The sequence below is a fragment of the Bifidobacterium choloepi genome, assembly GCF_010667615.1.
GTDB lineage: Bacteria > Actinomycetota > Actinomycetes > Actinomycetales > Bifidobacteriaceae > Bifidobacterium > Bifidobacterium choloepi.
The window spans coordinates 111,739-133,226 of the sequence record NZ_VYSG01000002.1 but is presented as its reverse complement, the minus strand read 5'-3'; the positions used below and the strand labels follow the sequence as shown (position 1 = coordinate 133,226).

Below are 21,488 nucleotides of genomic sequence, written 5' to 3'. Positions count from 1 at the left end.
CCGGTCACCTGACGAACAGCGCAACGGTCTCGACATGGTGCGTGTTCGGATAGATGTCGAACGCGCGCACGTCGGCGAGGCGGAAGTCGAGGTCATGGGTCAGTGTCGCCGTGTCGCGCGCCAGCGACGTCGGGTCGCAGGCGATGTAGACGACGGCGCGGGCGCCACTGTCGGCGATCTGGCGGCAGACGCGGGCCTTCGCGCCGGCGCGCGGCGGGTCGAGGACGACGACGTCGGGATGGGCGAACGGCCGCGGCACGTGGTGCGCGAGCGTCCTGGCGACGTCGCCGCAGAAGCTCTCGACGTTGTCGAGGCCGGCGTCGTAGGCGTTGTGCCGGGCGTGGTGGACGGCCGCCTTCGCGCCCTCGACGGTGAACACGCGGGCGTGCTCGCCGGCGAGCGTGGCCAGCGGCAGCGTGAACAGGCCGGAGCCAGAGTACAGGTCCCAGATGACGGGCCGGTCGGTGCGGCCGATCCGCTCGAGCTGGCCGCGCACGAGCGAGAGCACGTAGGCGGGCAGCACCTGCGGGGCCTGCCGATGGATCTGCCAGAAGCCGGACGCCGCCACCCCGTACGCGAAGTCGTGGCCGTCGACGGTGACATGTTCGGTCAGGTCGTCGCTGCCGGCGAACAGCTGGCCGTCGACGAGGATGGCGTAGTTGTCGCCGACGGCCGCGAGGATGCGCTGGACGTCGTCGGGATTGGCGAGGTCGAGCGCCGACGTGTCGAGGTCGCGCGGCTCGGGCACGGCGATGCGGATCTGCGCGCCGGGCTCGAAATGGACGGTGTCCCAGATGCCGTTGGCCGTCGCGACGGCGAGGACGGCCTTCGTCGCGAGCGGCATCGTGTCCAGCGGCACGCGCACGTGCGTGCCGCGGCGGCGCATCGACGGGTGGCCGTTGTCGTCGGCGATCATCTCGATGCGCGTGCGCCAGTGCAGGCCGTCGAGCGCCTCGTCGCCGGCGATGCGCTCGACCGGCACGGCCGGCAGCGTGGCGTCGACGTGGCCGAGCCGCTTCATCTGGTCGGTGATCGTCGCCGACTTCCAGGCCAGCTGGCCGGGCAGCGAGACGTGGACGAGGTCGGCGCCGCCGACGCCACCGCCCATCGCGAGCGGGCCGGCGAGCGGCCATGCCGGTTCGGCGAGCCGGTCGGGCGACGGTTCGAGGACGTCGACGACTTCGCCGGTCCAGAAGCGGTCCTCGCGGTTCGCCGGCTCGTCGAGCCGGACGCGGACGCGCTCCCCCGGCAGCGCGAACCTGACGAAGACGACGCGGCCGTCGATATGGCCGACGCAGCGTCCCTGGTCGGCGTAGCGTTCAATGGTCAGTTCGGTCTCCACCGTGGCCTTCACTTCCTGCCGGCAGGCGTCGCCTGCGGCGTTTCCGACGGTTGGGCGTGTTCGGACAGTCCGGTAGTCATGGACGATTCAGACGATTCAGTGGCCGGGAAATTCCGGGACGATCCGGACGATTCCTCCCCCTCGATCGCCTCGAGCTCGAGTTCGGCGCCTTCCTGCTCGGCGGCGCGCTTCTCGGCAAGCCGGTGCCGGTGCAGCGGCGTAGCGACGACGAGGTACGAAATCCAGATGCACAGCGCCCACAGCGGGATGCCCATGAGCAGCCTGGCCGTGCCGAGCCAGCCGACGTGGTCGGACGAGTACAGCGGCAGCTGCACGACGAGTCGCACGCAGAACAGCGCGATCCACAGCCACGTGATCTCGACATACGCGCGGTACAGCGCCCGGTCGCCTCTCCAGTTGTCGAGCCAGCGGCGGAAATGCGACGTCGGCATCGACCGGACGAACTCGACGACGACGCCGAGGCCCGGCACGCGGCAGATCACCGTGACGAGCAGCACGGCGGCGTAGGCGGCGTTCGTGATGAAGCCGAACGTGTAGTAGTTGCGGGCCTCGCCGCTGCGCCACGCCCAGATCAGGCAGATCGCGACGGCGAGCAGGCCGGAAACGGCGCCCATCGTCGACTGGCGCTGGCACAGCCGGACGACGACCTGCAGCAGCGCCCAGGCGGCCGAGACGACGATCGTCAGCGTCAGGTCGCCGGTCACGAGGAACAGGACGATGAACAGGACGCCGGGAATCATCGATTCGACGACGCCGCGGACGCCGCCGATCGCCTGGATGACGGAGAAATCGTCGTCGCCGGCGTCGGCGAGCGCCTGGATGCCGGTCCTGCCGGGCTTGCCGGCGTTCGGCTTCGTAGTGGAATTGGTGGCCATGCCTGCTTCCGATATTCCGATAGATCGGTCTGGATACGGTCTGGATGTCGCGGCGTCAGCGCACTTCGGAGAACATCGGGCCGCGCGACAGCGTGGTCTTCGTCTCGGTTTCGTGGTCGGAGCTCAGCGGGCCGTCGGGGCGCTTGAGCTTCGAGGCGGCGTCGCCGTCCTCCTGCTCGCCGTCGACCTCGGCCTCGGCGGCGTCGCGACGCTGCGACGGCGTCAGCGGGGCGTGCATCGGGATCAGGTCGCGCGGGGCGAGCGGTTCCTCGCCGCGCTCGACGACGATGTCGGCGAAGAAGTCGTTGAGCGTGGCCGCTTCCTCGCTGTCGGGATCGGCCGCGGCGGTGCCGGAGAAGATGCCGCGCAGCATCCAGCGCGGGCCGTCGACGCCGACGATGCGCGTCATGACGACGTTGCCGCTCTTGACCTTGACCGGCAGCAGCACCTCGGCGCCAAACACGCCGGCGACTTCCTTCGCGGCCGGGTTGGCTTCCAGCAGGTCGGCGCGCACGTCGTCCCACAGGCCCATCGTCTTCGGGGCGGCGAACGCCTCGACCTCGACGCTCGACTTGCCGAGCGTCATCGTCGTGCCGAGGATCTCGCGCGTGGCGCGGCTCGCCTTGACGCGCAGCGACATGCCCTTGACAAACGGCAGGTAATAGGAGCCGAGCGACAGGTACTCGTCGTAGTCGGGCACGTTCTCGTCGTCGACGTCCCACGGACCGGCGATCTCGCCGCGGCCCTCGTAGTCCATCGTCAGTTCGACGTCGTCGTCGGCCTCGTCACCGGACTCGTCGATGACGGACGAATCGTCGCCGGCTTCCTCGCCGGCCGCGACGGCCTCGTCGTCGACGTCGTCGGCCTCGCCGGCGGCCTTGTCGGCGGTTTCCTCGGCGATTTCGTCAGCTTCGGTCTCGTCGGCCTGCTTCTTCTTCCTGCCGAATCCGAACAGTCCCATGCGTCCTCGTTTCCGTGGTCTCTTTACGTGGAAAATTTCATTGTCGTTTCCAACAGAGTAACACTACTCGCCGCCGGTCACCGGAAACGACGGAACCGGCCGCCGGGTGGGGGCCCGGCGGCCGGTTCCAGTGAAAGGGGTTGGCCATTGCACGATCCGTCCGCCGCAAGCGGACGCCCGGCCAATGGCTGCCGGGGTGGCCGGTCCGAAGCCGGCCGCGGACGACGCCTCGCCGGTCGCGGCTTGGGGAACCGCGGCCGGCGGACACGTCCGCCGACGCGACACCAATCAGATGTCGTACGTGATCGTGAGCGGCGCGTGGTCGCTCCAGCGGCTGTACCAGTGCGCGGTGCGGTCGATGTCGAAGGCGGTGGCCTTTCCGGCGATGCCCGGCGTGGCGAACTGGTAGTCGATGCGCCAACCGGCGTCGTTCTCGTAGGCGTGACCGCGCGGAGTCCACCACGTGTACGGTCCCTGCACGTCGCCGGCGAGCTTGCGCGTGACGTCGACGTAGTGCAGGTCGTCGACGATCCTGTCGACATAGGCGCGTTCGCGCGGCGTGAAGCCGTTGCGCTCCTCGTTCGCTGCGGCGTCCTTGATGTCGAGGGCGGTGTGGGCGATGTTGAAGTCGCCGGCGACGACGACCTGGTTGCCGCCGTCCGCCGCGGCGTCGGCGAGCTCCTTCATGCGCACCATGACGGCGTCGAGGAAGCGGTACTTGGCGTCCATCTTCTCCGGCGACGCAATGTCGCCGGCATGGTCGTAGATGCAGACGACGGTCAGCGGCGTGCCGTTGGCGACGACGTCGGCCTCGATCCAGCGGCCCGTGTCCACCGGCGCCGGATCGAGTCCCGGCAGGCCGTAGCGCTTGGCCGTCACGTCGAGGTCGGTGACGATGGCCACGCCGGCGCGGCCCTTGATGTCGCTGACCTGGTCGAGCGTGCCGAGCCGGTCGGCCGACGCGATCTTGCCGGCCGCCTCGTAGTCTTTCGCATACTGCGCGAAGAAGCCGTCGATGATGTCCTGCGGGGCGCGCAGCTCCTGCATGCACATCACGTCCGGCACATGCCTGGCCACCCACTTCTCGAAGCCCTTGCGCTCCGAGGCACGGATGCCGTTCAGATTGGAAGTCGTAATCGTTATCGTCATGACCCCGAGAATACCGCAGTTGGCCAGCGTGAGGTGTTCACCGAGGGTTAAGCAACTCGCCCCATATCGCGTGCCTGCCTCGCACGCGCTCCTGAAATGGACCGGATAACCGGGCCCATATGCAGGCATGCCACCAACCCGGGCCGGAAAGCCCTGGCTGGTGGCATGCCTGGAGGGTCGCGCAGCTTGCCTTACAGGTCGAGGCCGAGCTCGAGCTTGCCGCCGGGGATGGCGTCGAGCAGGTCGCGGGTGTACTGCTTCTGCGGGTTGTTGAAGACCTCGTCGGTGGTGCCGTGCTCGACGAGCTTGCCGTGCTGCATGACGACGACGTCGTCGGCGATCTGGCGGACGACCGCGAGATCGTGCGTGATGAACAGGTAGCTCAGTCCGCGCTCGGCCTGCAGGTCGTTGAGCAGCTGGAGGACCTGGTCCTGCACCAGCACGTCGAGGGCCGAGACGGCCTCGTCGCAGACGATGACGTCGGGGTTCAGGGCCATCGCGCGCGCGATCGCGATGCGCTGGCGCTGGCCGCCGGACAGCTCGTTCGGATAGCGCTGCATGACCGATTCCGGCAGCTCGACCATCTCGAGCAGCTCCTTGACGCGGGCCGCGCGGGACTTCTTGTCGCCGATGTGGTGGATGCGCAGCGGCTCCTCGATCGAGCGGAAGATCGAGTACATCGGGTCCAGCGAACCGTACGGGTTCTGGAAGACCGGCTGCACGTGGCGGCGGAAGTCGAGCAGGCTGTGGCCCTTGAAGCCGGCGATGTCCTGGCCCTCGTAGAGGACCTTGCCGCCGGTCGGCTCAAGGAGCTTGAGGCACATGTTGGCGACGGTCGACTTGCCCGAGCCGGACTCGCCGACGATGGCCAGCGTGGTGCCGCGCTTGACCTGGAAGCTGACGTCGTCGACGGCCTTGAACAGCTCCTTCTTGCGCGGGAGCTTGAACTCCTTGGTCAGGTGCTCGACGTCGATGATCGTGTCCGACGTCTTGAGCTTCTTCTCGTCAACGCGGTGCTCCATGACGACGGCGTTCTCCTCGCCGTGGGCCTTCGCCGAGATGATGCGCTGCGAGGCCAGCGACGGGGCGGCCGCGACGAGGCGCTTCGTGTACGGGTGCTGCGGGTGCTGGAGCACCTCGAGCGACGGGCCGGACTCGACGACCTGGCCCTTGTACATGACGACGATGTGCTGGGCGCGCTCGGCGGCGAGGCCGAGGTCGTGCGTGATGAACAGCACGGCGGTGCCCAGGGAGTCGGTCAGCATCTGCAGGTGGTCGAGGATCTTCTTCTGGACCGTCACGTCGAGGGCCGAGGTCGGCTCGTCGGCGATGAGCAGTTCCGGGCGGCATGCCAGGCCGATGGCGATCAGCGCGCGCTGGCGCATGCCGCCGGAGAACTCGTGCGGGAACTGGCGGGCGCGCGTGGCGGCGTCCGGCAGGCCGGCCTCGGACAGCAGGCCGGCGATGCGGTCCTCCATCGACGAGCCGGTGACGTACTTCTTGGCGAGGTACCAGGCGTCCTCGTCCTTGACGCCGGCCTTGATGAGGTCGGAGGCGACGCGCCAGCGGGTCTCGGAGCCCGGGACCCATTCCTCGCGGAACTTCGCCATCGTCTTCTCGAGCTTCGTGCCGGTGACGCCGAGCTCGACGAGCTGCTTCTCGGCGGCCTCGAGCAGGTCCGGCAGCTCCTTCGAGCCGATGAACGTCTCGTCGCCCTCGGTCTTGACCTCGACTTCGGAGCCGGCCAGCGCCTTCGAGAGCTTCGAGCGCTTCTCGTGGGAGACGTCCATGTTGTTGGCGATCAGCGCTTCCTTGACCTGCGTGCCGATGCGCCACACCGGGTTGAGGTTGCTCATCGGGTCCTGCGGGACCAGGCCCATCTTCGAGCCGCGCAGGTGGACGAACTGCTTCGGCTTGTAGTAGGCGATCTCCTCGCCGTCGAGCTTGATCGAGCCGCCGACGACATGGCCGGTGCCCGGCAGCAACCCGAGGCAGGCCATCGCGGACGTCGACTTGCCGGAGCCGGACTCGCCGACGATCGCGACCCACTGGCCCGGATAGACGGAGAACGACGAGTCGCGCACGGCGTGGATGGCCTTGCCGCGGTCGGACGTGAAGTCCACCTGCAGGTCCTTGACTTCCAGCAGCGGCCCGGACTTGAGCTGCTGCTCGCGCATCGCGTCGGCGGACGAATCGTTCATGGTTGTCTTCTTTTCGTCAGTCATTGTGTTCGATTCCTCCGTAACTCACGCCGTGCGGGACTTCGGGTCGAGCGCGTCCTTGACGGCGTCGCCCATCATGATGAACGCGAGGACGGTGATCGCCAGCGCGCACGACGGGTAGAACAGGACCATCGGGTCGGTACGCAGCAGCGACTGGGCGCTCGAGATGTCGCCGCCCCAGCTGACCGTCGTCGACGGCAGGCCGATGCCCAGGAACGACAGCGTCGCCTCCGAGACGATGTAGGAGCCGAGCGACGTCGTCGCGATGACGATGATCGGCGCGAGCGAGTTCGGAATGATGTGGCGGAACAGGTTGCGCATCGGCGTGGAGCCGAGGGCCGTCGACGCGGTGTTGAACTCGAGGTTCTTCGAGCTCAGGACGGCGCCGCGGGCAATACGCGCGGTCGAGACCCAGCCGAACAGGGCCAGGACGAGGACGACCTTCCAGACCGAGCCGGTCGTCTTGAACATCTGCAGGACGACGATGGCGCCGAGCAGCAGCGGGATGGCCATGAAGATGTCGACGAGGCGCGAGAGGACCGAATCGATCCAGCCGCCGCAGAAGCCGGCGATGGCGCCGACGAGCGCGCCGACGACGACGACGATGATCGTCGTCAGGATGCCGACCGACAGCGAGGCGCGGGTGCCGTAGATGACGCGCGAGTAGATGTCGCAGCCCTGCAGGTCGTAGCCGAACGGATGGCCGGCGCTCGAGCCGTCAAGCGAGTACTCGAGCGAGCAGTACGTCGGGTTGTTCTTCGTGAACAGGCTCGGGAACAGCGCGACGACGATGATGAACAGGATCAGGATGCCGGAGATGATGAACAGCGGGTTGCGGCGCAGCGTGCGCCACGCGTCGGCCCACATCGACGTGGCCGGGGCGGCCTCGTCGACCGAGTCGACCTGCTGCAGCGGCGTTTCCTCGAGCGGCGCGACGTAGCGTTCCTGACCGGGAAGGGTCTCGAGCGGCTTCTCTTTCGTGATAGCCGAATTTGCATTCTCTGCCATGGTGGTCTTCTTTTCCCTCTCCTAGCCTCACGCGTACCGGATGCGCGGATCCATCAGCGCATACAGCATGTCGACGATCAGGTTGCAGACGACGAACACGAGCGTGAGCAGCGTGACGACGGAGACGACGGTGTTGGCTTCGCCCTTGAGGATGGACTGGTAGGTCAGGTAGCCGACGCCATGGATGTTGAAGATCTGCTCGGTGATCATCGCGCCGCCCATCAGGGCGCCAAGGTCCTGGCCGAGGTACGTGACGACCGGGATCATCGAGTTGCGCAGAATGTGGCGGAACGTGACCTTCGTGTTGCTCATGCCCTTCGCGCGGGCAGTGCGCACGTAGTCGAGCGCGATGTTCGTGGAGATTTCCGAGCGGGACAGGCGGATGATGTAGGCCATCGAGACGGAGCCAAGCACCATTGCCGGCATCAACAGGTCGAGGAAGCCGGGGTTGGAGCCTGCGGTGACCGGGAAGATCCTCCACTCGACGCCGAGGAAGTACTGGGCGACGAAGCCGGTGACGAACGTCGGGACCGAGATGAGCAGCAGCGAGACGATCAGGATGACCGAGTCGTACCACTTGCCCTTCTTCAGGCCGGAGATCGCGCCGAAGATCACGCCGAAGATCGCCTCGAAGCAGAACGCCATGACGGCGAGCTTGATGGTGACCGGGAACGCGCGCGCAATCTGGCTGATCACCGGCTGGCCGGAGAACGTGTTGCCGAAGTTCAGCGTCAGCGCGTTCTTCAAGAACAGCAGGTACTGGACGATGAACGGTTTGTCCAGGTTGTATTCTGCGCGGATCTGGGCAGCAACTGCTTCGTTGACTGGCTTATCGCCGAACATGGCCGCGACCGGATCACCCGGCAGCGCGAACACGAGCGCGTAAACCAACAGCGTCGTACCAAGAACCACGGGGATCATCTGCAAAATGCGGTGCAGAAGATACTTACCCATTGGTTGCTCCTTATTCCCATTGACCGTCCGGCTGTTTTCCTTCGTAAAAAAACCTCGCCGGCCTCCTTGTCACGGGAAGTCGGCGGCTTAGCCGAAAACGGTCGTAAAGTTCCCCGCCAGTGTACTCCAAGGGTGGAATTAACGGCCCTCGTTCTTGCAACTCCGTTACAAAAAGCTACCCAAACCTCACTATTTGGAACGATTTGGGACGATTCACGGGGCCAAAACGTTTTGCCATGATCAATTGGCAACGGGGGAATCGACATCTGATACACGGTTGTCGAGGGCGATGGGCCGCGGCGAAATGCCGGGGCCGCGTTCGCCCGCGTGAATCGTGCACGATCCGGCGAACCGTGCACGACATGCGAAAAGTGGCGGCCATGGCCGCCACTTTCCAGGGGTCATGCGCACGCCGCGAGAGGCGGTGCGCCGGTCTCTACGCCGCTCAGCTCTTGACGAGCTCGGTGTAGATCGGGACGTTCTGCCAGTTCATCTCGAAGCCCGAGATGTCCTTGGCGGCGACGCCGTCGGCGTTCGAGTAGTACAGCGGGACGGCCGGCAGCTGCTCGAGCAGGATTTCCTCGGCCTGCTGGTACAGCTTGATCGCCTCGTCGGTGCTGGTGGCCGCGGCGGCCTGCGAGCACAGCTTGTCGAAGTCGTCGTTCTTGAAGTCGCCGTCGTTCGAGCCCTTGCCGTCGGCGGCGGCGGAATCGAACAGCGGGTACAGGTAGTTCTGGATCGACGGGTAGTCCGGCTGCCAGCCGGTGCGGAACGCGCCGGTCATCTTGCGGTCGGTGATGTCGGAACGGAACTCCGAGAACGTGGCGATCGGGTTCGTCGTCGCGTTGATGTCCAGCACGTTGTTGATCGAGTTGACGATCGCGTCGTAGACGGCCTTGGCGCCGCCGTCGGAGTTGTACGTGAACGTCAGGCCGCCGTCGTACTTCGAGATCGCGTCGGCCTTGGCCCACAGTTCCTTGGCCTTGTCGGCGTCGTACTTGAGGTTGTCGGCGCCGGTCAGGTCCTTCGAGTAGCCGTCGATGACCGGGGACGTGAAGTCGGTGGCCACGGTGGCGACGCCGCCGAGGACCTTGTCGACGATCGACTGGCGGTCGATGGCCATCGAGATGGCCTGACGACGGTAGTTGCCTTCCTCGGTGCCGCAGACGAAGTGCTCGAGCGAGCACGGGATGGTGAACGTCTGGATGACGGAGCCGGCCTTGTTGTAGGCGTTGACGGAGGAGTCGGACTCGAACGTCTTCGTCGCCGAGGTCGGGACGGTGTTCATGACGTCGAGGTTGCCGGCCTGGACGTCAGCGTAGGCGGACTCGGTGTCGGTGTAGATCTTGAACGTGACGCCGTTGTTCTTGGCGACGTTGTTGCCGGCGTAGTCGTCGTTCTTCGTCAGGACGATCTGGGAGTTGTGATCCCAGCTGACGAACTTGTACGGACCGTTGCCGACCGGGCTCTCGCCGAACGCGGACGGATCCTTGTAGAAGGACTCCGGCAGCGGCGAGAATGCCGAGTAGCCGATCTCGACCGGGAAGGCCGAATCAGGCGACGTCAGCGTGACGGTGAACGTGTGGTCGTCGACGACCTTGAGGCCGGACAGCTGGGCGTCGGAGGCGACGCCGTCCTTCTGCAGGTCGTCGTAGCCCTCGATGCCGGAGAAGAACGAGGCGTTGAGCTGGGCGTTCGTCACGTTGGCGGTGTAGCTCCAGGCCTTCGTGAACGATTCGGCCGTCACGTCGGTGCCGTCAGTGAACTTCCAGCCGTCCTTGATCTTGATCGTGTAGACGGTGGCGTCGGAGTTCGGCGTGATCGACTCGGCGACTTCGTTCTGCGCGGTGCCGTCGGCCTTGAAGGACACCAGTCGGCTGAACAGCAGGTCGATGACCTGGCCGCCGCCGGTCTCGTTCGTGTTGCCCGGGATCAGCGGGTTCTGCGGCTCCGAACCGTAGGCGGTGATGATGCCGTCGTCGGAGGACGAGCTGCTGCTCGAGCCGCAGCCGGCCAGGCCCATGCCCAGCGCGGCGACCGCGGCCACGAGGGCGACAGCCTTCTTCTTCATACTCATCTTGAGTTTCTCCTTATTCCTTATGGACAGGCGCTATGCCGACCGCTTCCCGCGGGACCGGGTCCCCTTTCCCGGCAGGTCCGGTTCGTTCCGGCGCGGGCACCGCCCGGCGACCACTGGTATGGCGCCGGCGCCGTGCGCGGTCTCGTCACAGGCGATTCGAACGAGGGAGCGTCGGACTTGTGGTCCGTCCACTCCCTCGTCGAAACCTGCAGACTATTTTGCCGCAATTCTAATGGATTGGCCATAGAACGTTGACGAAACCGGCGGATTTGTCCAGCATACCGTCATCGAACGGTCAGCTCTTTCCGTTGCCGTCACTGGGTTTGCCGGGACCGTCCACCGATTTGTCTTGATTTTCCCAGCAAGCCGGACAATTCCGAGTGCTGAGACGGACGGGGGCGCCGCCGCCGTTTCACGGGGGTGCCGGTCGCCGATCGGGTTCCACGATTGTTTCGGGAATGTTTCACGCCGATGGGAAATATCCCGAAAATCTCACTATATGTTCGCTTCGCATCGGCACTGTTCGCCTTCGGCATAACTTGTCGCCGCCGCATGCCATCGGTCGACGCCTGCGCGTCTTCTGTCCATGTCGCCGGGAATCACGGGACGGGACGGAAGCCGTCAGGCCCGCGGAAAGGCCTGGCGGTAGCGGGTCTTGAGCTGCTCGATCGAGACGTGCGTGTACCGCTGCGTCGTCTGCAGCGACGAGTGGCCGAGCATTTCCTGCACCTCGCGCAGGTCGGCGCCGCCGTCGAGCATGTGCGTGGCGGCCGAGTGGCGCAGCGCGTGCGGACCGATATCGGGCACCCCGGCGCGGGCGGCCTCGCGGTGGACGATCCCGCGCACGATCCGCTGGTCGATCCGTCCTCCCCTCGCGCCGACGAACAGCGCCCGGCCGCTGCGCCCGTTCGCGAGCGCCGCGCGTCCGTCGTCGCCGTCGGTCCAGTGTCCGAGCGCGCGGGCGGCCGGCGCGCCGAACGGCACGGTGCGCTGCTTGTCGCCCTTGCCGGTCACGCGGACGGTGCGGTTGGCCCAGTCGACGTCGTCCAGATCGAGGCCGACGAGCTCGGCGACGCGGATGCCGGTCGCGTACAGCAGCTCGACGATCGCGCAGTCGCGCACGGCCGCCGCGTGCCGCGCCGGCGACTGCCCGCGGGTGTCGTCGCTCTCCCCCGCCGACCCGTTCCCGCGGCGGTCCGCCGTCCGGCCCGCGTTGCCGTCGCGGGCATCGTTCGGGCGCACGCCGCCGGCTTCGGCGTCGACGTCGTCCATTAGCCGTGCCGCCTGCGATTCGTTGAGGACGACGGGCAATGTTTCCGGAATCTTCGGGATGGCGAGGCTGGCGGCGGGGTTCGACGGCGAGCGGCCGTGGTCGGCGGCCCAGTCGAAGAACCGGCGCACCGACACGGTCTTGCGGGCCAGCGAGCTGCGGCCGACGGCACGCGACTCGACGGCCATCCAGCCGCGCAGGTCGTCGAGCGTGACGTCGGCGAGCGACGTCGCGCCGGCGACGCCGGCGAGCCACTCGAGGCACTGGCCGACATCCGACACGTACGCGCGGCACGTATGCTCCGACAGTCCCCGGTTCGCGAGCAGGTAGCGCCGGTAGTCGTCCAGCAGCCGTTCGATCCATACCGTCACGTCGTTCATGCTCTCCACTCTAGGCCGTCCCGCTCCTGTCCGGTGTCGCGGATCCGAGCTGCAAGCCAGGGTTTGTGCCATCGAAAACAGACAGGGTAGGCTGGATAGTTGTCACTGCAAACTATCGGCATCGGGAGGGCGGCCATGACGGGACATTCGGCACGACATCGCAGGGTTCGGCAGGGAGACGCCGTCGGGCACGATTCGTCCGGCCCGGTCGTCGCGCGCGCCATTCACCTGCACAAGCAGTACGGCGAAGGCGAATCGGAAGTCGTGGCGCTGGACGACATCGACGTCGAGTTCCGCCGCGGCCAGATGACGGCGATCATGGGACCGTCCGGCTCCGGCAAGTCCACGCTGATGCACTGCATGGCCGGCCTCGACACCCCGACGTCCGGCCAGGTCTTCGTCGAGGGGCGCGAGGTCAGCGCGATGGGCCAGAAGCAGCTGACGAACCTGCGCCGCAACGAGATCGGCTTCATTTTCCAGTCGTTCAACCTCGTGCCGACGTTGTCGGCCGAGGAGAACATTCTCCTTCCCCTCCAGATTGCGCACAAGCCGATCGACCGCGACTGGTTCGACAGGATCGTCCATGTCGTCGGTCTCGGGAACCGGCTCGGTCACCGGCCGAGCCAGCTGTCGGGCGGCCAGCAGCAGCGCGTCGCCTGCGCCCGCGCGATGATGCAGCGGCCGAGCGTCATCTTCGCCGACGAGCCGACCGGCAACCTCGACTCGCGCTCGAGCAAGGAAGTGCTCGAGTTCCTGCGCCGTTCGGTGCGCGACTATGGCCAGTCGATCGTCATGGTCACGCACGATCCGCGCGCCGCCAGCTTCGCCGACCGCGTCCTCGTCCTCGCCGACGGCTCGATCACGCTCGACATGGATCATCCGGACTACGAGGAGATCCTCGACGTGTTCGCCGACAACGGTGACGGCGACACTGCCGCCGAGATGGCCGCGGCCGAGGAGACCGTCGAGGCCATCGAGGACGACCCGAAGGTAGACGGACCGGCTTCGGATGCCGGAATCGTGCAGGATCCCGACGACGGCGAGGTGCAGTGAGATGATCCGCATTGGCCTGCGGGACGCGAAGTCCCACCTGCGGCGGTTCGTCATGTCGATCGTCGCGATCGCGCTCGGCGTCGCGTTCGTCGTCGGCTCGTTCTGCTTCCGCGCCATGCTCGACAGCCAGGTCGAGAGCATGATGGCGACGAACACCGACGCCGACGTCTACGTGCGCGGCGCCACCGCCCAGAAGAACGACGATTCGTCCGATTCGGCCGCCATGCCGTCGGACGAGTCGTCCGGCTCCTCCGGCGACGACACGACCCGGTACAATCTCGTCGATCCCGACCTGATGACGACGATTGACGGCGTCGACGGCGTGGCCGAATCCCGCATTCTCTACAACGTGTCCAACGTCGTCCTCGTCGGCGCCGACGGCGACGCGACGTCGACGCTCGGCGGCTCGACGATGACGGTCGGCCTGGGCGACGGGACGACGTGGCGGTCGACGTCGCTGACCGACGGCCGCTGGCCGACTGCCGACGACGAGATCGCCCTGCTCGACGATTCGGCCGGGACGGCCGGACTGAAGGTCGGCGACACGACGACGATCGTCTATCCCGACGGCCCGAAGGACGTCAAGGTCGTCGGCGAGTTCTCCTGTTCGTCGGCGCAGGCCGGCACGATCATCGTCGCGATTCCGGTCTCGCTCGCCAAGTCGTACTACCAGCAGCAAAACGACACGACCGACGTCGACGAGATCGGCGTCTACGGCTCGATGACGACGGCGCTGAGCGAGGCCGAACAGCAGGATCTGGCCGACAGGATCAACGCGGCGCTGCCGGCCGACTCCGACGCGACGGCCGTCACCGGCGACTCGGTGCGCGAGGAATCGACGAAGTCGACGCAGGAACAGCTCGGCTTCATCCAGCCGCTGATCCTGATCTTCGCCGTCATCGCGCTGTTCGTCGGCTCGTTCATCATCGCGAACACGTTCTCGATGATCGTGCGCGACTCGATGCGCGGCTACGCGCTGCTGCGCTCGATCGGCGCCTCCCCCGCGCAGATCTTCATGACCGTCATCATCCAGGCGATCGTCCTCGGCGTCATCGGCTCGGTCATCGGCATCTTCCTCAGCTGGGGCATGCTCGCGCTGATCGCCGCCGGCCTGGGACAGATGGGCATGTCGCTGTCCGGATCGGTGACGCCGTCGTGGTCCGACTGCCTGGTCGGCCTGGTCGTCGGCCTGGTCGTCACGCTGGTCGGCGCGACGTGGCCGGCCCGCACGGCCGCCACGGCCCCGCCGATCCAGGCGATGAACGAGACCGTCAACCCCGAGAAGCCGGTACGGCCGCGCGCCGTGCTCGGCGGCGTCATGACGATCCTCGGCGCCGGCTGCTGGTGGTTCACCGTGCTGCTCGCCAACGCGAAGGCCGCCGGCGACGGCGGCCCGACGCCGTGGGACGCCGTCAACGACATGTCGGTCGGCTGGCCACTCGGCGTCGGCGCCGGCCTCGTCGTGCTCGGCATCATCGTGCTCGCCCCGGCACTCGTCGTGCCGGCGCAGGCCGTCCTCGGCTGGATTCCGTCGCATGTCTGGCCGGTGACCGGCCGGCTGGCGACCCGCAACATCTCGCGGGCCAAGCGGCGCACGGCCAACACGGCGACGGCGCTGTTCGTCGGCGTCGCGATCGTCTCCTGCCTCGGCGTCGTCGCCGCGTCGGCGAAGACGTCGGTCAATTCGCTCGTCGACACCGGCTTCAAGGGCGACTTCGTCGTCATGAACGCCGCGAACGGCCAGATCACCGAGGAGGAAATCGACGCCGTCAAGAGCGTCAAGGACATCGACGTCGTCTCGCCGATCAGCATGATCATGGGCGTCAAGTACGGCGGCGAACGGATCCAGGGCATGACGATGACGGCCGAATCGAACCTGTTCACCGACATCTTCGAGCCGACGACGACGGCCGGCAATGCCGTGACGGCACTGGACGACGGCGAGCTCGTCGTCGGGTCCAAAGTCGCCGAACGGCAGGGCTGGACGGTCGGCGAGACCGTCGACGTCTCGGCCGACCAGATCGAAGTCGACGAGGACGCCACGCAGGCCGCGATCGAGGCGTACCGGCAGCAAGTGCAGCAGCAGGTGACGCAACTGCAGGCCGAGGCGCAGCAGCTGCTCGCCGCCGGCGACACGGCCGGCGCGCAGGCCAAGGCCGACGAGGCGACGAAGACTGCCGACGAGGCGCAGGATGTCGACCAGTCGCAGTTCGTCAAGACGAAGACGACGACGGTCACGAAGCAACTCGTCGTCGGCGCGATCATCGACAACTCCGTCTACCAGAACTACGTCTTCGTCAACGAGGATCTCGGCGGCGAGCTCGGCACCGAGCAGACGACGTTCACGATGGTCATGTACCTCAACGCCGCGGCCGGCGCCGACCTGGCGACGGTGCAGACGGACCTCGAGAAGGCCGTGAAGCCGTACTACGTGCTGACGGTGATGAATCGCGACGAATTCAAGTCGACGGTGAGCTCGATGATCGACCAGGTGCTGATGATCCTGTACGCGTTGCTCGCGCTGTCGATCCTGATCGCCATTTTCGGCATCGTCAACACGCTGGCCCTCAACGTCTCCGAGCGCACGCGCGAGATCGGGCTGCTGCGCGCAATCGGCACGTCGCGCGGACAGGTGCGCGGCATGCTCGGCATCGAGGCGGCGATCATCTCGGTATTCGGCACGCTGCTCGGCATTGTCGTCGGCGTCGGCGCCGGCGCCGTCATCCGCGCCGCCTACCAGGCCAACGGACTCAACACGCTGTCGATTCCATGGTCGATGCTCGCCTGGTTCCTCGTGCTGTCGATCGTCGTTGGCCTGGTCGCCTCGGTCAGCCCCGCCAGCCGCGCCCTGAAACAGCCGATTCTGGACGCAGTAGCGTCCGAGTAGGGACCGCCCTGTAACTCCCTCCCTGGAGGGAGTCGAAAACGCGAAGCGTTTTCGGTGGGAGTTCCGGCGCGTCCGGGAACGTGACGGTACTCGAATAACGTCACGTCCCGGCGGACTTGCGAACTCCCACCGACTCGGCTTCGCCTCGTCGACTCCCTCCAAGGAGGGAGTCAGTATTTCCGTTCCGGGACGGGCTTGAGGCGGACAATCGTTGCCATCTTGATCGTCACGCGCTCGGCGGGGCGCCTGCCGTTTGCGGAGGCGTCCCGGTCGAGGACGAGCTCGCCGGCGGACGGGTCCCACGAGACCACGTGGCCGACAAAATCCCGGAATGTCGTCCGTCCGGTCCGTTCGTCCGTGCCGTCGTCGGTGCGCACGACAATGCGCGCGCCCGCGGGAATGATTCCGGGCAATGGCATGGCGCTCACACCCGCGGCAACTGTTCGGCGATGGCGCGGTGGGCGGACGTGAAGCGGACAATGTGCTCGCCGCGCTGGGCGGAACGCAGGAAGTCGCCGCGCCAGTCGTCGGCGGAGATCGCGAGCGACGAGAAGATCGTCTCGGTCGCCTCGTTGTCGCCGGCGCGGTCGAGCGACGCCTTGAAGTCGCGGAACGGGTCGCCCTCGGCGAAGAAGCGGTCGAGCGCCGCCCGGTCGCCGTCGTCGAGCGCCGTCGCCACGGCGGCCAGCCGGTCGGCGATGTCGCGCAGCAGGCCGGCGACGTTGCCGGCGTTCTCCTCCACCATCGCCTCGGTGCGCTTCGGATCGGTCAGCGCCACGCGCGTCATGTCCCGCCACGAGCCGGCGGCGAGCGCCGCCTCGATGTTGCGGTTCTCGTCGGCCGACATCATGTTGATGAGTGCCGTCGACGCGACGTGCGGCATGTGGGAGATCATCGCAGCGGCGCGGTCGTGCGTGGCGTCGTCGACGACGATGAGCCGGTTCGTGCAGGCACGCGTGACGAGGTCGGCAACCTGCAGCAGCCGGCCGTAGTCGGTACGTTCGTCGTAGGTCAGCGCCCATAGCGCGCCGTCGAAGAGCCGCGGGTCGGCGGCCTGCCATCCGGAGCGCTCGTTGCCGGCCATCGGGTGGGCTCCGACGTACGAATCGTCCAGTCCGGCGGCCGTGACCTGCTCGCGCACGAGGCCCTTGACCGACCCGACGTCGGTCAGCGTCGTCGCCGCCGGGTCGAACGCCGGCCTGAGTCCGGCGAGGACGTCCGGCATGCTGCGCAGCGGGTTGCACAGCACGAGCACTTCGGGCTTTTCCCCGGCCAGCGCCGTCAGCGAGTCCACGCAGCGGATGCCGTGGCGGCGCGCCTGACGGTACGGATGGTCGCGGTGGTTCCAGGCGACGACGTCGCAGCCGGCGTTGGCGAGCCGGCACGCCAGCGAGCCGCCGATCAGTCCGAGGCCGACGATGCCGACGCGCCTTGGCGCCGGCGGTCCGGCCGTCGCCGTCGCCGGCGTGGCCGACGTCGCGGCCACCCAGTCCCCTACCGTTTCGGTGCGGTCATGTCCCATGTCGGCCTCCTTCTGCATGCGCGGATCCTGTTTCCTCACCATAGCAACTCGATGGCGGCAGTGGCGTCGGCGGTATCGCGCACGCCGCCGTTCGGCAGCATCCATTCGCTGACCGGCGGGTGCGGCCGTTCGCGGCGCGGGTAGACGGCGAGCGTCTTCGCCCAGTCACCGTGGCCGAGAATCTCCCCGAGCGCGGCGCGGAACCGCGGTTCCCACGGCGCGGCGTCGAGCGTCGCCGTGAAGTTGTACGTGCCGTCGTGGCCCTTGATCGGCCGGGAGATGAAGCTCGTCATGTTGAGGCCGGCGTCGCGCAGCACGTCGAGCAGGTCGGCGAGGACGCCGGGGCCGGTGACGAGCGGAATGAACGTGACGATCGATTCGAATTCGGCGTCGGGCCTGCGGCGGATGTCGCCGAGCAGGCCGGCGACGTCGTCCCGCCGCGCGACGACGAGGAAGTCGGTCTTCGCCGAGGCGTAGTCCTGCACGCCGAGCTCGACGCGCCTGAGCCCGTAGAGTTCGCCGCAGATCGCCGGGCCGAGCGCGACGGCCATGTGGTCGAGCGTCGCGAGGTCGCGGCAGGCGGCGGCGTTCGACGCGGCCGGCACCGGCTCGAGGCCGTGGTCGCGGGCGAAGCGCCGGCACTGCGCGAGGCCGTGCGGATGGGCGTGGACGGTCGTGCAGGCGTCGATGACCATCGTGTCGACGTCGTCGTCGGAGCACGCGAGGCAGACGCCCTCGAGGTCGGGATTGCAGTCGACGACGGCGTCGTAGGTTGCCGGCGTGACGAACGCGTCGAACGCGATGTCGACGGACGTGCGGGCGAAGCCGGCGACGCCGGTCGAGTCGATCATCATGTCGAGGTTCGGCACGACGTAGCCCTCGACGTTGTTCTCCCAGGCGATGACGCCCCAGCCGTCGCCGTGCTCCGCGGCCCCGAGGATCCGGCGGACGTCGTCGCAGGCGACGTAGTCGAAGTCGTCGCCGAGGCCGGCGGCCGCCAGCCTCGCGGCGGCATCGATCGCCGCCTGGTGCGTGAACGTGCCTTCCGGCCCCAGATAATACAGTCGCTGTCGTGCCATCGTCGTCGTGCTCCCCCGCCGCGGAAGAATCGTCGAGAATACGAAAAAGCCGAACGATTCTTCCGCCGGATCGTCCAACTTTTCAGCCTATTGCGCCGGCGTCACTTGCTATTCCGCCGGCACGATCGAGAACCACCGCCGCGGCAGCACGAGCATGACGATCTGCAGCACGACGACGCCGGCAAGCCAGATCAGGCCGACTTTCTGCGAGAAGAACGGCAGCGTGTCCGTCGAGAAGCCGATCGGGACCATCGCGTCGCCCATCGGGCCGTACATCGCCATCATCCAGACGACGCCCGACGACGTGATCAGGTGGACGGCCAGTCCGATGACGCCGTCGCGCGAGCGCGCGCACCATGCCGAGCAGCCGAGCAGCACGAACGCGAGCAACAGGCCATAGGGCAGGTTCTGCCACGCGCCCATGCGGTGCGCGAGCGTGCCGACGACGCCGGCGCCGATGCCGGCCAGCGCGTCGATCAGGATGCGCACGGCCACGGGCTGCCGGTGCGACCACGGCAGCAGGCGGTCGTAGCTTTCAGTGCTCGTCGTATTCGTCATGGTGCCCAGTCTATCGGCCGGCTTGACGTGACAGACGGGAAACGCCCCGCCGGCATTGCCGGCGGGGCGTTTCATGCGGCGGGACAACTCACTTGTTGCCGTTCGCCTGGTTGTTGGCGCGGCGCTGCTTGGCGCGCCACTTGTACCAGTCCTCGCGGCCGAGGATGATCTTGCGCACGCGGATGGACTCCGGCGTGACCTCGACGCACTCGTCCTCGTTGGCGAAGTCGAGCGATTCCTCGAGGCTCATCTTGATCGGCGGCGTCAGCGTCTCGAGGACGTCGGCCGTCGACGAACGCATGTTCGTCATGTGCTTGGCGAGCGTGATGTTGACGTCGAGCTCGTCCGGCTTGTTGTTGATGCCGACGACCTGGCCTTCGTAGACCGGCGACTGCGGCTCGACGAAGAAGTTGCCGCGGGCCTGCAGGCGCTGCATCGCGTACGGCGTGGCCGTGCCCTGGCGGTCGGAGACCATCGAGCCGTTCTGGCGGGTGACGATCTGGCCGGCCCACGGCGCGTAGCCGGCGGAGATGGAGGCGGCGATGCCGGTGCCGCGCGTGGCGGACAGCAGCGCGGTGCGGAAGCCGATCAGGCCGCGGGACGGGACGGTGAACTGCAGGCGGATCCAGCCGGAGCCGTGGTTCGACATCGACTCCATGCGGCCCTTGCGGTCGGCCATCAGCTGCGTGACGGTGCCCATGTACTCTTCCGGCACGTCGATCGTCGTGGATTCCATCGGCTCGCACAGCTCGCCGTCGATCGTCTTCGTGACGACCTGCGGGCGGCCGACGGTCAGCTCGTAGCCTTCGCGGCGCATCTGCTCGGCGAGGACGGCCAGCGCCAGCTCGCCGCGGCCCTGGACTTCCCAGGCGTCCGGACGCTCGGTCGGCAGGACCTTGATCGAGACGTTGCCGATGAGCTCGCGGTCGAGGCGGTCCTTGATCATGCGGGCGGTGAGCTTGTGGTCCTTGCCCTCGGTGCCGGCCAGCGGCGAGTCGTTCGTGCCGAACGTCATCGAGATGGCCGGGTCGTCGACGTGGATGAGCGGCAGCGGGCGCGGATCATTCGGGTCGACGATCGTCTCGCCGATCATGATGTCGTTGACGCCGGCGACGGCGACGATGTCGCCGGGGCCCGCGGACTCGACGGGCGTGCGCTCGAGGCCCTGCGTGCGCAGCAGCTCGGAGACGCGGAAGTTCTCGATCGAGCCGTCGACGCGGGACAGGCCGTACGTCTTGCCCTTCTCGAGCGTGCCGTTGTAGATGCGGACGAGGCCGAGGCGGCCGAGGAAGTCGGACGAGTCGATGTTGGCGACGTGGGCCTGCAGCGGGGCGCCCTCTTCGTATTCCGGCGCCGGGATGTTCGAGATGATCGATTCGAACAGCGGCTCGAGGTCCTCGTTGTCCGGCAAGCCGCCATCGGCCGGCTGGTTGACGGACGCGTAGCCCGCCTTGGCGGCGCAGTAGATGACCGGCAGGTCGAGCAGCGAGTCGAGGTCGAGGTCGATGCCTTCCTCGATGACGTCCTGGGCCAGGCCGAGCAGCAGGTCGGAGGCCTCGCCGACGACTTCCTCGATGCGGGCGTCCGGACGGTCGACCTTGTTCACGCACAGGATGACCGGCAGCTTGGCCTCGAGGGCCTTGCGCAGCACGAAGCGGGTCTGCGGCAGCGGACCCTCGGACGCGTCGACGAGCAGGACGACGCCGTCGACCATCGAGATGCCGCGCTCGACCTCGCCGCCGAAGTCGGCGTGGCCCGGCGTGTCGATGACGTTGATCGTGATGCCCTCCGGGTGGCCGTACTTCTCGGCCAGCGGACCGGTGTACTGGACGGCGGTGTTCTTGGCGAGGATGGTGATGCCCTTCTCGCGCTCCAGATCGTTGGAATCCATCACACGATCCGGCACTTCCTCGCGCTCGTTGAAGACGTGGGACTGCTGGAGCATTGCGTTGACCAGCGTCGTCTTGCCGTGATCGACGTGCGCCACAATTGCAACATTACGGATATCGCCGCGAACCGCCATGAAAAAGCCTCTCCTGTCAGAGTTGTTGAATTTCGCGAAAGAGTTACTCGCACACAAACATTCCCATGGTACGCACTCGGCCAGACAGGGGCGGTGACCACGAA

16 protein-coding genes are annotated in these 21,488 nt (G+C 67.2%); 2 read left to right on the top strand and 14 right to left on the bottom strand.

Going from position 1 to position 21,488, the window contains the following annotated elements:
- Nucleotides 1–4: 4 nt before the first annotated feature.
- From F6S87_RS05760 to F6S87_RS05720, 9 genes are all read right to left on the bottom strand, one after another.
- Nucleotides 5–1,342, bottom strand: coding sequence for a class I SAM-dependent RNA methyltransferase (locus F6S87_RS05760; protein ID WP_163227705.1), 1,338 nt, complete (start codon nt 1,340–1,342; stop codon nt 5–7).
- Nucleotides 1,343–1,350: 8 nt separating this feature from the next.
- On the bottom strand, nt 1,351–2,238 hold the full coding sequence (locus tag F6S87_RS05755; protein WP_163227704.1) for a DUF3159 domain-containing protein: 888 nt from the start codon (nt 2,236–2,238) through the stop codon (nt 1,351–1,353).
- A gap of 55 nt (nt 2,239–2,293) precedes the next feature.
- Nucleotides 2,294–3,199, bottom strand: coding sequence for a DUF3710 domain-containing protein (locus F6S87_RS05750; protein ID WP_163227703.1), 906 nt, complete (start codon nt 3,197–3,199; stop codon nt 2,294–2,296).
- 288 nt (nt 3,200–3,487) lie between these two features.
- Complete coding sequence (locus F6S87_RS05745; RefSeq protein ID WP_163227702.1) at nt 3,488–4,348, bottom strand: exodeoxyribonuclease III; 861 nt, start codon at nt 4,346–4,348, stop codon at nt 3,488–3,490.
- A 191-nt stretch (nt 4,349–4,539) separates the two neighbouring features.
- On the bottom strand, nt 4,540–6,549 hold the full coding sequence (locus tag F6S87_RS05740) for a dipeptide ABC transporter ATP-binding protein (RefSeq protein ID WP_231129417.1): 2,010 nt from the start codon (nt 6,547–6,549) through the stop codon (nt 4,540–4,542).
- Between the two features lie 45 nt (nt 6,550–6,594).
- The gene (locus F6S87_RS05735) at nt 6,595–7,578 is read right to left on the bottom strand and encodes an ABC transporter permease (RefSeq protein WP_163227700.1); all 984 of its coding nucleotides are present in this window, start codon (nt 7,576–7,578) and stop codon (nt 6,595–6,597) included.
- A 27-nt stretch (nt 7,579–7,605) separates the two neighbouring features.
- The gene (locus tag F6S87_RS05730) at nt 7,606–8,532 is read right to left on the bottom strand and encodes an ABC transporter permease (protein WP_163227699.1); all 927 of its coding nucleotides are present in this window, start codon (nt 8,530–8,532) and stop codon (nt 7,606–7,608) included.
- 445 nt (nt 8,533–8,977) lie between these two features.
- The gene (locus tag F6S87_RS05725) at nt 8,978–10,603 is read right to left on the bottom strand and encodes a peptide ABC transporter substrate-binding protein (protein WP_163227853.1); all 1,626 of its coding nucleotides are present in this window, start codon (nt 10,601–10,603) and stop codon (nt 8,978–8,980) included.
- A 630-nt stretch (nt 10,604–11,233) separates the two neighbouring features.
- On the bottom strand, nt 11,234–12,262 hold the full coding sequence (locus tag F6S87_RS05720) for a tyrosine recombinase XerC (RefSeq protein ID WP_163227698.1): 1,029 nt from the start codon (nt 12,260–12,262) through the stop codon (nt 11,234–11,236).
- A 135-nt stretch (nt 12,263–12,397) separates the two neighbouring features.
- Here F6S87_RS05720 and F6S87_RS05715 point away from each other — a divergent pair, with 135 nt between their 5' ends.
- A complete protein-coding gene (locus F6S87_RS05715) occupies nt 12,398–13,315 on the top strand; it encodes an ABC transporter ATP-binding protein (protein ID WP_163227697.1) in 918 nt (305 codons plus the stop codon).
- A 1-nt stretch (nt 13,316) separates the two neighbouring features.
- Entirely contained in the window at nt 13,317–16,202 is a 2,886-nt protein-coding gene (locus F6S87_RS05710; RefSeq protein WP_163227696.1) for an ABC transporter permease, read from the top strand.
- A gap of 170 nt (nt 16,203–16,372) precedes the next feature.
- Here F6S87_RS05710 and F6S87_RS05705 read toward each other — a convergent pair whose 3' ends face one another.
- The 5 genes from F6S87_RS05705 to typA form a co-directional block, all read right to left on the bottom strand.
- The gene (locus F6S87_RS05705) at nt 16,373–16,621 is read right to left on the bottom strand and encodes a DUF6725 family protein (RefSeq protein WP_163227695.1); all 249 of its coding nucleotides are present in this window, start codon (nt 16,619–16,621) and stop codon (nt 16,373–16,375) included.
- Nucleotides 16,622–16,626: 5 nt separating this feature from the next.
- Nucleotides 16,627–17,724, bottom strand: a complete 1,098-nt coding sequence (locus tag F6S87_RS05700; RefSeq protein ID WP_163227694.1) for a prephenate dehydrogenase — start codon at nt 17,722–17,724, stop codon at nt 16,627–16,629.
- A 35-nt stretch (nt 17,725–17,759) separates the two neighbouring features.
- Entirely contained in the window at nt 17,760–18,803 is a 1,044-nt protein-coding gene (locus tag F6S87_RS05695) for a prephenate dehydratase (protein ID WP_163227693.1), read from the bottom strand.
- Between the two features lie 108 nt (nt 18,804–18,911).
- A complete protein-coding gene (locus F6S87_RS05690; protein ID WP_163227692.1) occupies nt 18,912–19,361 on the bottom strand; it encodes an alcohol dehydrogenase in 450 nt (149 codons plus the stop codon).
- Between the two features lie 88 nt (nt 19,362–19,449).
- The gene (typA, locus tag F6S87_RS05685; RefSeq protein ID WP_163227691.1) at nt 19,450–21,384 is read right to left on the bottom strand and encodes a translational GTPase TypA; all 1,935 of its coding nucleotides are present in this window, start codon (nt 21,382–21,384) and stop codon (nt 19,450–19,452) included.
- Nucleotides 21,385–21,488 lie beyond the last annotated feature (104 nt).

Coding starts and splice junctions, on each gene's coding strand:
- F6S87_RS05755 (WP_163227704.1), bottom strand. CDS start 2,238: ATGGCCACCAATTCCACTACGAAGCCGAACGCCGGCAAGCCCGGCAGG.
- F6S87_RS05750 (WP_163227703.1), bottom strand. CDS start 3,199: ATGGGACTGTTCGGATTCGGCAGGAAGAAGAAGCAGGCCGACGAGACC.
- F6S87_RS05745 (WP_163227702.1), bottom strand. CDS start 4,348: ATGACGATAACGATTACGACTTCCAATCTGAACGGCATCCGTGCCTCG.
- F6S87_RS05740 (WP_231129417.1), bottom strand. CDS start 6,549: ATGAACGATTCGTCCGCCGACGCGATGCGCGAGCAGCAGCTCAAGTCC.
- F6S87_RS05735 (WP_163227700.1), bottom strand. CDS start 7,578: ATGGCAGAGAATGCAAATTCGGCTATCACGAAAGAGAAGCCGCTCGAG.
- F6S87_RS05730 (WP_163227699.1), bottom strand. CDS start 8,532: ATGGGTAAGTATCTTCTGCACCGCATTTTGCAGATGATCCCCGTGGTT.
- F6S87_RS05725 (WP_163227853.1), bottom strand. CDS start 10,603: ATGAAGAAGAAGGCTGTCGCCCTCGTGGCCGCGGTCGCCGCGCTGGGC.
- F6S87_RS05720 (WP_163227698.1), bottom strand. CDS start 12,262: ATGAACGACGTGACGGTATGGATCGAACGGCTGCTGGACGACTACCGG.
- F6S87_RS05715 (WP_163227697.1), top strand. CDS start 12,398: ATGACGGGACATTCGGCACGACATCGCAGGGTTCGGCAGGGAGACGCC.
- F6S87_RS05710 (WP_163227696.1), top strand. CDS start 13,317: ATGATCCGCATTGGCCTGCGGGACGCGAAGTCCCACCTGCGGCGGTTC.
- F6S87_RS05705 (WP_163227695.1), bottom strand. CDS start 16,621: ATGCCATTGCCCGGAATCATTCCCGCGGGCGCGCGCATTGTCGTGCGC.
- F6S87_RS05700 (WP_163227694.1), bottom strand. CDS start 17,724: ATGGGACATGACCGCACCGAAACGGTAGGGGACTGGGTGGCCGCGACG.
- F6S87_RS05695 (WP_163227693.1), bottom strand. CDS start 18,803: ATGGCACGACAGCGACTGTATTATCTGGGGCCGGAAGGCACGTTCACG.
- F6S87_RS05690 (WP_163227692.1), bottom strand. CDS start 19,361: ATGACGAATACGACGAGCACTGAAAGCTACGACCGCCTGCTGCCGTGG.
- typA (WP_163227691.1), bottom strand. CDS start 21,384: ATGGCGGTTCGCGGCGATATCCGTAATGTTGCAATTGTGGCGCACGTC.